Origin of the sequence: Winogradskyella sediminis (assembly GCF_003387355.1) — a bacterium.
Lineage (GTDB): Bacteria > Bacteroidota > Bacteroidia > Flavobacteriales > Flavobacteriaceae > Winogradskyella > Winogradskyella sediminis.
The window spans coordinates 335646-349569 of the sequence record NZ_QUNH01000001.1 but is presented as its reverse complement, the minus strand read 5'-3'; the positions used below and the strand labels follow the sequence as shown (position 1 = coordinate 349569).

The window sequence follows — 13924 nt, the reverse complement described above, 5'->3', positions numbered from 1 at the left end:
TGAGTGGATTTTAACACTATGAAAAAATCAATTGCAATTATTTGTGGAGGCGGACCCGCTCCTGGTATTAATACCGTGATTAGTACATTGGCTAAAACCTTTTTAAAAGATGGCTATAAGGTTATCGGTGTACACCATGGTTACCAAGGTTTGTGCTCTGATAATCCTGAGGTAAAGGTATTCGATTTTCATCATGCAGATCGTATTTTTAGTCGTGGTGGCTCAACACTTATTATGAGCAGATTTAAACCTAAAGACTCGGATTTTAAAGTCGATTTTTTCAAAAAGAACAACGTAAAACTTTTGGTAACTATTGGTGGTGATGATACAGCATCTACTGCCAATAGGTTAACCAAATATCTCAATACGCAAAGCGTTGAGGTAGCACATGTGCATGTGCCTAAAACAATAGATAACGATCTACCATTGCCCGACAGGAATCCTACCTTTGGATTTCACACCGCTAAAGATCAAGGTGTACGAATAGGTAATACAGTCTATGAAGATGCCAGAACTAGCGAAAATTGGTTTGTAGTATCTGCCATGGGACGTTCTGCAGGTCATTTAGCCTTTGGCATTGCTTCGGCTTGTCATTTTCAAATGATGATTATTCCAGAAATGTTCAATAGCACCAATATTACATTCAATAAGATAATTAACATGATAATCTCATCTATAATAAAATGTAAAATTGAAGGTGTAGAATATGGTGTAGCTTTAGTAAGTGAGGGTGTTTTTCATTTTATGGATGAAGACGAAATTGTAAATTCAGATATCAACTTTACTTATGATGATCATGGCCATCCTGAATTAGGAAATGTGAGTAAATCGCACATCTTTAATTATTTATTACAAGTTAAATTAAAAGAAATTGGTTTAGATATAAAATCGAGACCAGTAGAGTTAGGGTACGAACTGCGCTGTTGTAATCCAATAGCATTCGATCTCACTCTGTGTTCTTTGTTAGGAATAGGTGTTAAAAAATTATTTGACCAAGGTGTTTCAGGTTGTATTGTAAGTGCAAATTCAAGCGGAGATATTACTCCTTTATTTTTAAAAGATTTTGAAGATAAACATGGTAAAATTCCTCCTCGTTTAGTGGATATCAATTCAGATATGGCACAACTCTTTATTAATAATTTATTCTTTATTGAAGAAAAAGATTATGATAAAGCGAGAACGTATGTTTCAAATCCTGAGGCATATGATTTCAGAAAAATATTAAATTGGAATTAAAAAATTATAAAAATATTATGGCAAATTATACAAGAATAGAAGTCGCTAATGTTATGAAACAAACCGGAATGGTGCCTTTGTTTTATAATTCTGATATAGAAATTAGTAAGAAAGTTATAAAAGCAACGTACGATGGTGGCGCACGTTTACTAGAGTTTACTGCAAGAGGAGATTTTGCTCATGAAGTTTTTGGAGAACTTAATAAATGGGTGCTTAAAGAATTACCAGGAATGATTATGGGAGTTGGTTCAGTTACTGATGCCGCTTCAGCGTCTCGTTTTATGGCTTTAGGTGCTAATTTTATTGTAACGCCAGTTTTAAGAGAGGATATTGCTATCGTTTGTAATAGACGTAAAGTGGCTTGGTCACCTGGTTGTGGCTCTTTAACCGAAATCTGTAGAGCAGAAGAATTAGGTTGTGAAGTTGTAAAATTATTTCCTGGAGGTATTTATGGTCCAGATTTTGTTAAGGCTATTAAAGGCCCACAACCTTGGACAAGCATTATGCCTACAGGTGGTGTGGCGCCAACAAAGGAAAATTTAGAAGGCTGGTTTAAAGCCGGTGTAACTTGTGTAGGAATGGGATCTAAATTGATTGCAAAAAATGCAGATGGTAATTATGATTTAGCCAAAATAGAATCAGATACCAGAAACGCATTAAGTATAATCAGTGCTTTAAAATCATAACTTTTTGAAATCGTCTGCTGTCACTATAAAAGAACTTTCAATGTTATCGGGATATTCAATATCTACGGTGTCTAAAGCTTTAAATAATAAGCTTGAAATTAGTAAAGCTACGCGAGAAACAATTAAAAATATAGCAAAACAGCATGATTATGTTCCTAATAATTATGCTGTGTCGCTTAGAATGCAAAAAACGGGTTCTATTGCGGTTATTGTTCCGCAAGTAACTGAGCAGTGTTTTGGGCATGCCTTAGGCCATCTACAAAAAACGGCTGAGAACTTTGGTTATAGAATTCTGTTTTATCAATCGTTTCATTCCGATGCAAAGGAACTAGACTATATTAAAAGTCTTAGTGATGGTTCTATAGATGGGATTATTGTTGTGAGTTCCGAACTTAAAGTAAGGCCTCAATATGCTGATTATTCTTTTCCTATTGAGTCACTTAACATTGATTGTAACCAATCCCTAGAGGATATAAAGCAGCGTTCATATAATAGTTTAATGAACCTATTAAAGGAATAGTTGTTTTTATAGGTTACTATTCAACAATGCATTTTAGGGTTTTTATTGGACGATTGGATTTTAAAATTGAGATAAAATATAAGCCTGAAGCTAAACCAGAGACGTTTAAGGTGTTCTTTTGAAAACGGTGAGATGAAGGGATCCGTTTTCCAGAACTATCAAATAATTGAATACGATCGTAATCTAGCAATTCTAGATGCTCTAGAGTCACAGAAGTTTTAGAAGGATTAGGCACTACATGAATTTTATGGGTGTCGGAGTCATGCTCTAAGATGGATAATGGATCAATTTCTTCAATACTAAAATCATTGAATAATACTTCTTCATCTTGCAAATCATCGCTATTTAATAGACTTCTGTAAATGCCCCATTTTGGTCTTGCAAACGTCGCACCATCTTGCCACATATCTAAGGCAGTATTAATATAAGTTAGTAATGTGGTGTGATCCGATATGCGATTAATAGTTATAGCATAGCGTCCGGTATTACCAAATGTAATACGTTCTGTGACTTCCACCCAATGTCCTCGGAATAAGTCTAAATTTGCAGTTTGAAATGTTGTTTGATTTGTCGTCGCTGTATGTCGTAGTTCAATGCGATCGGGTGATGCTTTTCTAGCCGTAAGAGAAATCATGGGAATAGAAGCATACTGACCACCAACAGATTTTATTTGATGTAGATGCGTAAAGTTAGGGGATACCTGAAAATCTATCGGTAATTTAAATTTCCATTTATATTCTATAATCTCATCTTCAATAGCCTGTAATGTTTCGGGTGATTGATTATAGGTTTTAATTTCAGTGCGCTGTCTATCAAAATTCTGACAACGATCATTATCAGGAATTTTATGAGCTATAAATCTGAATACGCTGGTGTTTAATTCTGAATCAAATAGTTCATCAATATGTCTACCAAAATCTGTATGTACACAATCTGGTACTTCAACAACATTATAACCAGGAGCAAATACAGCATTAATCTCTTCATACGTGTTTCCGGGACCATTAGAAGTCAGGGTAATTTGTGCAACCGAAAGTTGAACACATAAACAAAGTGGCCATATTCTTTTTAACATCGTATCAGTGAATTATAAGTTAAACTGGTTAACCAATATAGGTTTTATTCCTGAAATTATAACGAATTATGACTGAAGATATATGTTAAATAATTATGTATTTCACACAATGTATGCTTATATATTTCCACTATAGCCTATAAAAGACTGTAAAATTGATAATTTAATTACGAAAACGTTATCGGTATTAATTTTTTTTCTATATTTGGTAAACCAGATTGGTAAACCAGTATAAAAATCTAAATATTAACTAATTAAAATCAATAAACATGAAAACAAAATTACTTTTTACGCTACTATTTATAACTGCTCTAGGTTATTCTCAAGTGCAGCCTGTAGTTCACAATGCCGTTTTTGATAACATTCCTAAAAATGAAGGAAGTACGTGTTCGTGTTCTGGATGGATTAATAAGTCCATTGCAGACCAAGCGGAATCATCTACTTTAAGTGGTAACGACGTGGTAAAATTTGATGATTTAGAATCTGATGGTATTTATCAAGAAATTGCTGTTGTGCCTGAGAGCAATTACACTTTAGATTTAGAGTATACTTATAAAGATGATCCTTCTACTAATGATTATATAGAGGTTATTATATTAAAAGGTAGCGCTTATGTTGATGGATATACTCCACTTTATGCACCGCCAGCAACCGCTTTACAAGATGGTTTTGGGTATACTTCTGTTGCACAAGTTGAGTTAGCCGCAAATCAAATAGCCTATACCACTATCGTTCCACCAGGAAATGAAGATACTAATGATATGACGCAATTAACGTTTAATACAGGTACAGAAATGAGCATCGCTATATTTATTAGGTCTGTAGGACCTTATGATGCTGACTTACATGGAGATTCAGGTAAGGATAAAGGTTGGATGAACGGAGATTCGGAAGTGAGAATGGATAATTTACAATTGGTGAATACGACTGTGCTTTCTACACAAGATTATTTTACTTCTAACCTTAAGGTCTATCCTAATCCTGTTAAATCAACTTTAAACATTACTTCTTCAGACAATGCTAAGATAGATTCTGTTGAATTATTTTCTGTACTAGGTAAAAATGTTTTAGCTACAAATACGCTAATAAACAATGCTGTTGACGTATCAGCTATAGCATCTGGTGTGTATTTGCTTAAGGTAAGTTCTGGAACTAATTCAGTAACTAAGCGTATTGTTATTAATTAGTAACTTTTATAATTAGTCATTAGAAGAGCAACTTATAATACTTAAGTTGCTCTTTTATTTTTAAAACTTTCATTAGTCTTACGGTAAATATTGCGAGATTCAATGTGGCGTACAGCTCAATTTACATTGTAAAAAGCATTATATTTCTTCACTATTAACAAAAACGCTTCAAATCCTGAAAAAAGCAATACAATACATGGTTATTAGTGCGTTAGCATTTACATTCTTAAATGTATTTGTTAAGTCGTTAAATAATTTTAGTGTTTACCAAATCGTATTCTTTAGAGCTTTGGGCTCGTTATTTTTTACCATACCGTATTTACTGAAAAATAAAATTTCATTATTAGGAAATAAAAGAGGCCTAATGATAATGCGCAGTATTGTTGGCCTTATTTCAATGTCAGCATTCTTTTTATCCATTAAATATATAGCGATGGGCACGGCGGTATCGTTAAGGTATATTGCGCCAATTTTCGCAACAATCTTTGCTCTATTTGTTTTAAAGGAAAAAATAAGGCCTGTTCAATGGTTATTTTTTGGTATTGCCTTTACAGGCGTTTTAATATTAAAAGGTTTTGATGACGATACAGAAATTCAGTTTTTAGGGGTGATTTTAGCTTTAACTTCAGCTGTATTTGCTGGATTGGTTTACATTTTTATTCGAAAAATAGGTAGTGCCGATCATCCAGTGGTTATTGTTAATTATTTTATGATGGTATCAGTGATTATTGGAGGGCTGTTGTCTATTAAGAATTGGGTACATCCTGTTGGTAAAGAATGGCTTGTGTTAATGAGTTTAGGTGTTTTTGGTTATTTTGCGCAGTTATACATGACCAAAGCCATGCAAGTTGGAGAAACCAATCAGATTGCACCTTTAAAATATCTCGAAGTTATTTTTACAATACTTATTGGCTTAATATGGTTTAAAGAAGTGTACACGCTGTGGAGTCTGCTCGGAGTTGTATTAATTGTCTTGGGTTTAACTTTAAATGTTTTAACCAAGAAGAAATAACAAAAATGGACTATTAATTATTAATTAGAACAATTCAGATGCAATCGCTTTTACATTATCACTTTTTCCCATGGAGTAATAATGAAGTACAGGCACTCCTGCTTCTTGTAATTCTTTAGATTGTTGAATTGCCCATTCCACACCAACTTTTCTCACATCTTGGCTGGTTTTACAACCATCAACAGCATCAATTAAATCCTCAGGTAAATCAATTTTAAAAACTTGAGGTAATAATTGTAAATGACGTTTTACGGCCAATGGTTTTATACCTGGAATGATAGGTACAGTAATTCCTTCAGCTTTGGCAGCATCTACAAATTCAAAATACTTTTTATTATCAAAAAACATTTGTGTTACCACGTAATCTGCGCCAGCATCTACTTTTTCTTTAAGACGTTTTAAATCTGTCTTTAAAGAAGGTGCTTCAAGGTGTTTCTCAGGGTAGCCAGCAACTCCAATACAGAAATCAGATTTACCATCGGCTTCTATAACATCATGCAAATACTGACCTTTATTTAAATTCTGAATTTGCCCAACCAATTCTTTGGCAAATTTGTGTCCACCATCGCAAGCTTTAAAATATTGTTCATGCTTCATGGCATCGCCTCGTAAAGCCATCACATTATGAATGCCGAGATAATGACAATCCACTAAGAGATATTCAGTTTCCTCTTTTGTAAAACCTCCACAAAGCACATGTGGAACCGTATCTACATTATATTTGTGAGATATAGCCGCACAAATACCCACAGTTCCTGGTCGCATACGTGTAATTTTACGGTCTAAAAGCCCTTCTTTTTCAATGTAAAGGTATTCTTCTCTAGAGGTCGTCACATCTATAAATGGTGGATTGAATTCCATTAATGGGTCAATATTATTGTACAATTGCTGAATACTATTTCCTTTTTTTGGTGGAATAATTTCAAAAGAAAATAAGGTTTTTCCGTTTGCGTTTTTTATGTGGTCTGTTACTTTCATGTGCTTACCGTTATTGTTTTTTATGGTCACATGCTGTTCGCTATTAATCATTTTGGTAAATGATGACGTTTTGAACATGCTCGTTTCATAATATTGCCCACGAAAGTGGGTATCTTTTTAATGTAATATCTTTTATTTTGGCGTTACTTTTTACTCATACCTGTCAGGTTTCATAAACCTTACAGGATCGCAAAAAAGTCAGGCTCTGATACCTACAAGGTTTATGAAACCTTGCAGGAACACAATGTTGTAAAAGACTTGCTAGGTTTTTAAAACCTGCAAGGTCTTTTGTCTCCATTCAATTAATCCGCAATATTAGGACTCAACCATTTTGTTGCTTCTTCATGTGAAATTCCTCTACGTTTACTATAATCTTCAATTTGGTCTTCTTTTATTTTTCCTAAACCAAAATATTTAGCTTCAGGATTACCAAAATAGTAACCACTAACACTTGCAGCTGGCCACATGGCTAAACTCTCTGTAAGTTTTACACCAATGTTTTCTTCAACTTTAAGAATATCCCAAATCGTTGTTTTTTCTAAATGGTCTGGACAAGCTGGGTAACCCGGAGCAGGACGAATACCTTTGTAGTTTTCTTTTATTAAGTCGGCATTGGTTAAATCTTCATTTTTAGCATAACCCCAATGTTTGGTTCTGACTTCTTTGTGAAGGAACTCTGCAAATGCTTCGGCTAGTCTATCGGCTAGTGCTTTTATCATAATGGAATTATAATCGTCGTGTTCTGCCTCAAATTGTGCCGCTAATGCTGCAGTTCCAAAACCTGTAGAGACGCAGAAACACCCTATGTAATCTTGCTTGTTGGTTGCTTTTGGTGCAATAAAATCGGCTAAAGCAAGGTTGGGTTTACCTTCTGATTTTTTAGATTGTTGACGAAGCGTTAAGAATTTGAATTTGCTTGGTTGAGGGCAGTCGAGACCTTCTTTTTGGGATGCTGAATTTGAGACCTCATGACTGCGCTTGCGGTGACATTCTTCAATATTAATCTCAATATCATCATCATTTACTGTATTGGCTTCAAACAATCCAAAAATGGCTTTTGCTTTCAAAAGTTTTTCATCAAAAATGCGTTTTAAAAGTACTTGAGCATCGGCAAATAATTCTGTGGCTTGTTCGCCAACAATATTATCCGTTAAAATTGCTGGATATTTACCATGTAAATCCCAACTTCTAAAAAATGGAGACCAATCGATAAAGTCTTCTAGTTTGGTAATATCAAAATCTTTAATAATTTGAATGCCTAATTCCTTAGGTTTTACAATTTCAGAGGTCTTCCAATTTATTTTAAATTTGTTTTTTCGAGCATCAGCAATAGTCAAATATTCCTTTTTCTTGGTACGTTTTAAGAATTGCTCTCGGAAAGCATCATACTCTTCTCTAATCTGATTTTTATAGATTTTACTGTCTTCCTTAAGTAAATCTCCAACAACGGTTACTGCTCTTGATGCATCATTAATATGAACAACCGTATTGTTATAATGAGGTGCAATTTTTACAGCGGAATGCGCACGAGACGTTGTTGCGCCACCAATAATTAATGGGATTTTTACATTCTGTTTTTCTAAGGATTTTGAAACGTAAACCATTTCATCTAACGATGGGGTTATTAAACCACTCAATCCAATAATATCGACGTTTTCCTTAATAGCAGTTTCAATAATTTTTTCTGGCGGAACCATCACACCAAGGTCAATGATTTCATAATTATTACAACCTAAAACTACGCTCACGATATTTTTTCCGATATCATGCACATCGCCTTTTACCGTTGCCATTAATATTTTGCCAGCATATCTAGCCCCTTCCGTCCCCAAAGGGGATACTTTCAAAGTTTCCTTTAATTTTTCCAGAACATCATCGAGATTTGATAAAACTTCATCATTTGTAAATCGGATAACGCGATAACCTTGCTCATTTAGCCATTTTGTTCGTTCTTCATCTGTAGCTTTGTTTTCAGGTAATTGATGTATAAGGCCATCAATTTCTACAATCAGTCCCTTTTTTAAACAAATAAAATCTGCAATATAACTACCAACAATATGCTGTCTTCTAAATTTATAATTATCTAATTGTTTATTCCTTAAAACATCCCAAAGTAAAGCTTCTGCTTCAGTTGGTTGATTTCGCATGGTTTTAGCGTGCTCTTTCATTAATCCATATAAAAGTGGGTCAGCTGTCTTCCAGTAAGAAGTCCCCTTTGGGGATTTAGGGGCTTTTTTCGCCTCCTCAATAAAAGGTTGAAGGTACGCAACCGCTTTTTTCATAACTCGTGCAGATTTTACCACTTGCGGTAAAAACATTTTTCCACTGCCAAATAAATCGCCAACCACATTCATACCAATCATTAAATGACCTTCTATGACTTCAATAGGTTTGGCAGCTGCTAAACGTGCTTCTTCAACATCTTCAAGTATAAAAGCATCAATGCCTTTTACTAAGGCGTGTGTAATTCTATCTTGTAATGGGTCACTTCTCCATTCTTGTACTTTATCCTCTTGCTCTTTTTTCTGTCCTTTTACAGACTCAGCAAAATCTAATAAACGTTCTGTGGCATCATCGCGTCTATCAAATAAAACATCTTCTACACGTTCTAATAAATCCTTATCAATTTCATCATAGACTTCAAGCATTGTTGGGTTTACAATACCTAAATTCATACCGTTTTTAATCGCGTGATATAAAAATGCCGAATGCATCGCTTCACGTACCACATTATTTCCTCTAAAAGAAAAAGACACGTTACTTACACCTCCAGAAACGTTGGCATGTGGTAAGTTTTCACGAATCCATTTCGTAGCTTCAAAAAAGTCGAGCGCATTTCTGCGATGCTCGTCCATTCCAGTAGCAACGGGAAAAATGTTTGGGTCAAAGATGATATCTTGCGCAGGAAATTTTAGTTCGTTGACTAAAATATGATACGAACGTTTACAAATTTCAATCCGTCTTTCGTAGTTGTCTGCTTGGCCATCTTCATCAAAAGCCATAACTACAACAGCAGCACCATAACGTTTTATAAGTTTAGCATGATGTTTAAATTGCGCTTCGCCTTCCTTTAAACTTATAGAATTAACGACACATTTTCCTTGCGCGACTTGTAAACCAGCTTCAATAATTTCCCATTTTGAACTATCAATCATCAAGGGAATTCTCGAAATATCGGGTTCTGATGCAATTAAATTTAAAAAGGTGGTCATGGCATAAACACCATCTAACATCCCTTCGTCCATGTTAACATCTAGAATTTGCGCGCCACCTTCAACTTGGTCTCGCGCTACTTCTAAGGCTTCGTCGTATTTTTCTTCTTTTATAAGTCGAAGAAATTTACGTGAGCCAGTGACGTTGGTGCGTTCGCCAACATTAATGAAGTTGCTTTCTGGTGTTACAACCAATGGTTCTAATCCAGATAGCGTGAGGTATTTTTTATTTTGAGTCATGTGAGTCATTTCAAAGTGGATTCCTGCCTACGCAGGAATGACAATTTTTCTTGGTTTGTATTTCTGAGCGACTTCAGCAATGGCTTTGATATGTTCAGGACTAGTGCCACAACAGCCACCAATAATGTTGATGAGGTTATCTTTTAGATAGGCTTCAATATAACCTTGCATTTGCTCAGGTGTTTCATCATATTCTCCAAAAGCATTTGGTAAACCTGCATTTGGGTGTGCTGAGGTAAAAAATTCTGTTTCATCAGATAAGCGTTGTAAATAGGGTTGTAGTTGTTGCGCGCCAAGTGCACAATTAAAACCAACACTCAATAATGGAATATGAGACACTGAGGTTAAAAACGCTTCAACGGTTTGTCCGGATAAGGTTCTGCCAGATGCATCAGTTATGGTACCAGAAACCATAATAGGAATATCAATATGTCGTTCTTCTTTTACTTCTTCAATAGCAAATAAAGCCGCTTTTGCATTTAGAGTATCAAAAATAGTTTCGACTAAAAGCATATCAACACCACCATCAATTAACGCTTCTACTTGTTGTTTGTAGGCTACACGTAACTCATTAAAGGTAATAGCTCTATATTCTGGTCGGTTAACGTCTGGCGATAAACTAGCCGTTCTGTTTGTAGGTCCAATACTTCCAGCTACAAAACGCGGTTTTTCAGGCTGCTCTTTCGTAAATTCATCAGCGACTTCTTTAGCGATTTTAGCGGATTCATAATTTAGTTCGTAAACTAAGTCTTCCATATCGTAATCTGCCATGGCAATTGTGGTGCCCGAAAACGTATTGGTTTCTACAATATCCGCACCAGCTTCAAAATACTTAGCATGAATTTCTGCTATGGCTTTCGGTTGCGTTATGGATAATAAATCGTTATTTCCTTTTAATGGCGATGGATAATCTTTAAAACGTTCGCCTCTAAAATCTTCTTCTGAGAAATTATATTGCTGAAGCATGGTTCCCATGGCGCCATCAAGAACTAAGATGCGTTTTTGTAATTCTTCTTTTATTTTGCTCATAATATGTATGTGTTCTCGATACAATTTTATTCCGATGTTATAAAATCACTCGAACTGACGTTAGTTTTCTAGTGCTTGTTTTAAATCGTTAATAATATCATCATGATGTTCTAGACCAACCGAAATTCTAATTAAACCCGCTGTGATTCCTGTTTCTAAACGAATATCTTCTGGTATTTTAGCATGTGTTGTTGATGCAGGATGCGTTACTATGGTTCTGGTATCTCCTAAATTTGCAGAGAGTGATAGTAGCTTAATTGAATTGAGGAATTGTCTTCCGGCTTCAATGCCTCCTTTTATTTCAAATGCTACGATGCTTCCACCTAATTTCATTTGCTTTTTTGCTAATTCGTATTGTGGATGCGATTTTAAAAAGGGATATTTTACCAGTTTTACGTTATCATGACTCTCTAAAAATGTAGCCACTTTTAAGGCATTATCACAATGTCTATCGACTCTAACAGGTAAAGTTTCTAAACTTTTTGATAAAACCCATGAGTTAAAAGGTGATAGAGCTGGTCCACTGATTCTTGAGAATAAATATATTTTTTGAATTAATTCTGCACTTCCAACGGTTACGCCACCAAGAACTCTGCCTTGTCCATCCATTAATTTTGTAGCAGAATGGATTACCAAATCTGCTCCGAACTTTATTGGTTGTTGCAAATAAGGCGTTGCGAAACAATTATCTATTATAAATAAAAGATTGTGTTTTTTTGCAATATCGCCTAAGCGTTGTAAGTCTAAAATATCTACAGCAGGATTGGTTGGGCTTTCAGCATAAATTACTTTAGTATTCGGTTGAATTAGGCTTTCGATAGCATCTAATTCATCAATTTTAAAATAGCTATTTGAAATATTCCATTTTGGTAAAATAGTATTAAATAGGGTTTGAGTTGATCCAAAAATACTTCGACACGAAATAATATGATCATCTGCATCAAGTAAAGCGGCAAAGGTTGAAAACACAGCAGACATACCAGAAGCAAAGGCATAACCACGTTCTGCACCTTCCATTTTACAAACTTTTTCTACAAATTCTGACGAGTTAGGATTAGAATAGCGACTGTAAATGTTGCGTTGTTTTTCGTCTGCAAAAGAGGCACGCATATCTTCAGCATCTTCAAAAACGTAGCTCGATGTTAAATACATTGGGCTAGAATGTTCTAGATATTGTGAACGCTCAATTTGGGTTCTTATGGCTTCAGTTTCTATGTGTTTTGAACTCATTTTACTTAATTTAATAGTAAATCAAAATCAAATACGTCGAAAAAAATGACGCGTAAATAGTAAAATGTTATAAGAATTTAAATTACCAAAAAAATGAGGTAATGTAGTTAAGTTATCTATCTAATTATACGATAAATGAATCGCTAATTTAGTAGAAGTTAGCACCTTCTTAATAAGTTTAAGGGTTGCTAAGGTTTCATTGGGTCTAATCCCTCCACCTTTCTTGATAACATTTCAATACGTTGCTTTGAACTTTGAATGTTACAATATTCCGAAAGAAAACTACAAAAAGCAAATATTATTCACTTTATTTTAGTAAGTACATATTGCATTTTAATTGTAACTTTGGTTAACCCAAATAAATATAATTATGTTAGAAAATTTCTGGTTTAATGTGCAATATGGCATGAACCATGTTTTAGATATTAATGGATATGATCATATCCTTTTTTTAATGGTATTAGCTGTGCCTTATGTTTTTAACGACTGGAAACGCATATTGGTCTTAGTCACCACGTTTACTGTAGGCCACACGTTGTCTTTGGTTTTAGCGGCTTATGGAGTTGTTAGTATTAATGGTGAATTAGTAGAATTTCTTATACCAATTACTATTTTAATTATGGCTTTGTATAATGTATTCACTGCAGGTAAGAAGTCTAAAACCAATAAATTAGGCTTGCTGTTTTTTACGACTTTATTTTTTGGATTAATACATGGCTTAGGATTTGCAAGAGAATTTAAGATGTTTGCCGGTCAATCTGAAGGTAAATTAAAACTGCTTATAGAATTTGCATTAGGTATTGAACTCGCACAAGTTATTGTAGTATTTCTCGTTCTATTTATAGGTTTTCTATGCCAAACAATATTTAGGTTTTCGCGTCGCGATTGGGTTATGGTACTTTCCGCTATAGTTGTAGGACTAGTAATTCCTATGATTATAGGTAGCACTTTACTTAATTAGCCTAAAAAAGATTGGTAAAATTTTAACGAGACATTAATGGTTTATAAAATACTATCCGTTTATCTTCGTTACTAACATCATACATTTGTACAATACTTATTATTAATGTCAAAATCAAAACAATTACGTTACGATAAAGCCTATTTACGCATTGCTAAAGAATGGGGCAAATTGTCTCACTGTAAGCGCAAACAAGTTGGCGCACTTATTGTAAAGGATAGAATGATTATCTCTGACGGTTACAATGGTACACCCACAGGATTTGAGAATTATTGCGAAGACGATGACGGTTATACAAAATGGTATGTGTTGCATGCTGAGGCAAATGCGATTTTAAAAGTAGCATCATCTACGCAGTCTTGTAGAGGTGCAACGTTATATATAACGCTTTCACCTTGCAAAGAATGTAGTAAATTGATTCATCAAGCCGGAATAGTGAGAGTTGTTTATCACCAAGGTTATAAAGATGATTCAGGACTTAAATTTTTAGAAAAGGCAGGAATTGAATTAGAACTTATTAAAGAGTTAAACGAAGATTCCCGTTTAGAAGGGAACTAG

General features: G+C 34.5%; 12 protein-coding genes and 1 riboswitch. Of the genes, 7 read left to right on the top strand and 5 right to left on the bottom strand.

Going from position 1 to position 13924, the window contains the following annotated elements; translation table 11 throughout:
- Nucleotides 1-18 precede the first annotated feature (18 nt).
- The 3 genes from C8N41_RS01525 to C8N41_RS01515 are packed head-to-tail and all read left to right on the top strand — an operon-like array spanning nucleotide 19 to nucleotide 2442.
- A complete protein-coding gene (locus C8N41_RS01525; RefSeq protein WP_115837949.1) occupies nucleotides 19-1236 on the top strand; it encodes a 6-phosphofructokinase in 1218 nt (405 codons plus the stop codon).
- Between the two features lie 17 nt (nucleotides 1237-1253).
- Nucleotides 1254-1922 carry a bifunctional 4-hydroxy-2-oxoglutarate aldolase/2-dehydro-3-deoxy-phosphogluconate aldolase gene (locus C8N41_RS01520; protein WP_115838760.1) on the top strand — a complete coding sequence of 223 codons (669 nt, stop codon included), beginning with the start codon at nucleotides 1254-1256 and terminating at the stop codon, nucleotides 1920-1922.
- 4 nt (nucleotides 1923-1926) lie between these two features.
- Nucleotides 1927-2442: a LacI family DNA-binding transcriptional regulator gene (locus C8N41_RS01515; protein ID WP_147298917.1), complete on the top strand. Its 516-nt coding sequence runs from the start codon at nucleotides 1927-1929 to the stop codon at nucleotides 2440-2442.
- Between the two features lie 16 nt (nucleotides 2443-2458).
- On the opposite strand, the gene C8N41_RS01510 is transcribed toward C8N41_RS01515, so the two are convergent.
- Nucleotides 2459-3517, bottom strand: a complete 1059-nt coding sequence (locus tag C8N41_RS01510) for a T9SS type A sorting domain-containing protein (protein WP_115837945.1) — start codon at nucleotides 3515-3517, stop codon at nucleotides 2459-2461.
- A gap of 269 nt (nucleotides 3518-3786) precedes the next feature.
- On the opposite strand from C8N41_RS01510, the gene C8N41_RS01505 reads away from it, so the two are divergent.
- A complete protein-coding gene (locus C8N41_RS01505) occupies nucleotides 3787-4704 on the top strand; it encodes a T9SS type A sorting domain-containing protein (protein ID WP_115837944.1) in 918 nt (305 codons plus the stop codon).
- Nucleotides 4705-4876: 172 nt separating this feature from the next.
- Nucleotides 4877-5716 carry a DMT family transporter gene (locus C8N41_RS01500; protein ID WP_394331437.1) on the top strand — a complete coding sequence of 280 codons (840 nt, stop codon included), beginning with the start codon at nucleotides 4877-4879 and terminating at the stop codon, nucleotides 5714-5716.
- A gap of 24 nt (nucleotides 5717-5740) precedes the next feature.
- Here the strand turns inward: C8N41_RS01500 and metF are convergent, their stop codons facing one another.
- The 4 genes from metF to C8N41_RS01480 all read right to left on the bottom strand — a co-directional run bounded on the left by metF (nucleotide 5741) and on the right by C8N41_RS01480 (nucleotide 12405).
- Complete coding sequence (metF, locus tag C8N41_RS01495; RefSeq protein WP_115838759.1) at nucleotides 5741-6694, bottom strand: methylenetetrahydrofolate reductase [NAD(P)H]; 954 nt, start codon at nucleotides 6692-6694, stop codon at nucleotides 5741-5743.
- 302 nt (nucleotides 6695-6996) lie between these two features.
- Nucleotides 6997-10146, bottom strand: a complete 3150-nt coding sequence (locus tag C8N41_RS01490; RefSeq protein WP_115837942.1) for a vitamin B12 dependent-methionine synthase activation domain-containing protein — start codon at nucleotides 10144-10146, stop codon at nucleotides 6997-6999.
- A 27-nt stretch (nucleotides 10147-10173) separates the two neighbouring features.
- The gene (locus C8N41_RS01485) at nucleotides 10174-11175 is read right to left on the bottom strand and encodes a homocysteine S-methyltransferase family protein (RefSeq protein WP_115837940.1); all 1002 of its coding nucleotides are present in this window, start codon (nucleotides 11173-11175) and stop codon (nucleotides 10174-10176) included.
- Nucleotides 11176-11235: 60 nt separating this feature from the next.
- Nucleotides 11236-12405 carry a trans-sulfuration enzyme family protein gene (locus C8N41_RS01480; protein ID WP_115837938.1) on the bottom strand — a complete coding sequence of 390 codons (1170 nt, stop codon included), beginning with the start codon at nucleotides 12403-12405 and terminating at the stop codon, nucleotides 11236-11238.
- A gap of 109 nt (nucleotides 12406-12514) precedes the next feature.
- Nucleotides 12515-12638, bottom strand: a riboswitch (SAM riboswitch).
- Between the two features lie 137 nt (nucleotides 12639-12775).
- Here C8N41_RS01480 and C8N41_RS01475 point away from each other — a divergent pair.
- Both C8N41_RS01475 and C8N41_RS01470 read left to right on the top strand, forming a co-directional pair.
- Nucleotides 12776-13366, top strand: a complete 591-nt coding sequence (locus C8N41_RS01475) for a HupE/UreJ family protein (protein WP_115837936.1) — start codon at nucleotides 12776-12778, stop codon at nucleotides 13364-13366.
- 105 nt (nucleotides 13367-13471) lie between these two features.
- Complete coding sequence (locus C8N41_RS01470) at nucleotides 13472-13924, top strand: deoxycytidylate deaminase (protein WP_115837934.1); 453 nt, start codon at nucleotides 13472-13474, stop codon at nucleotides 13922-13924.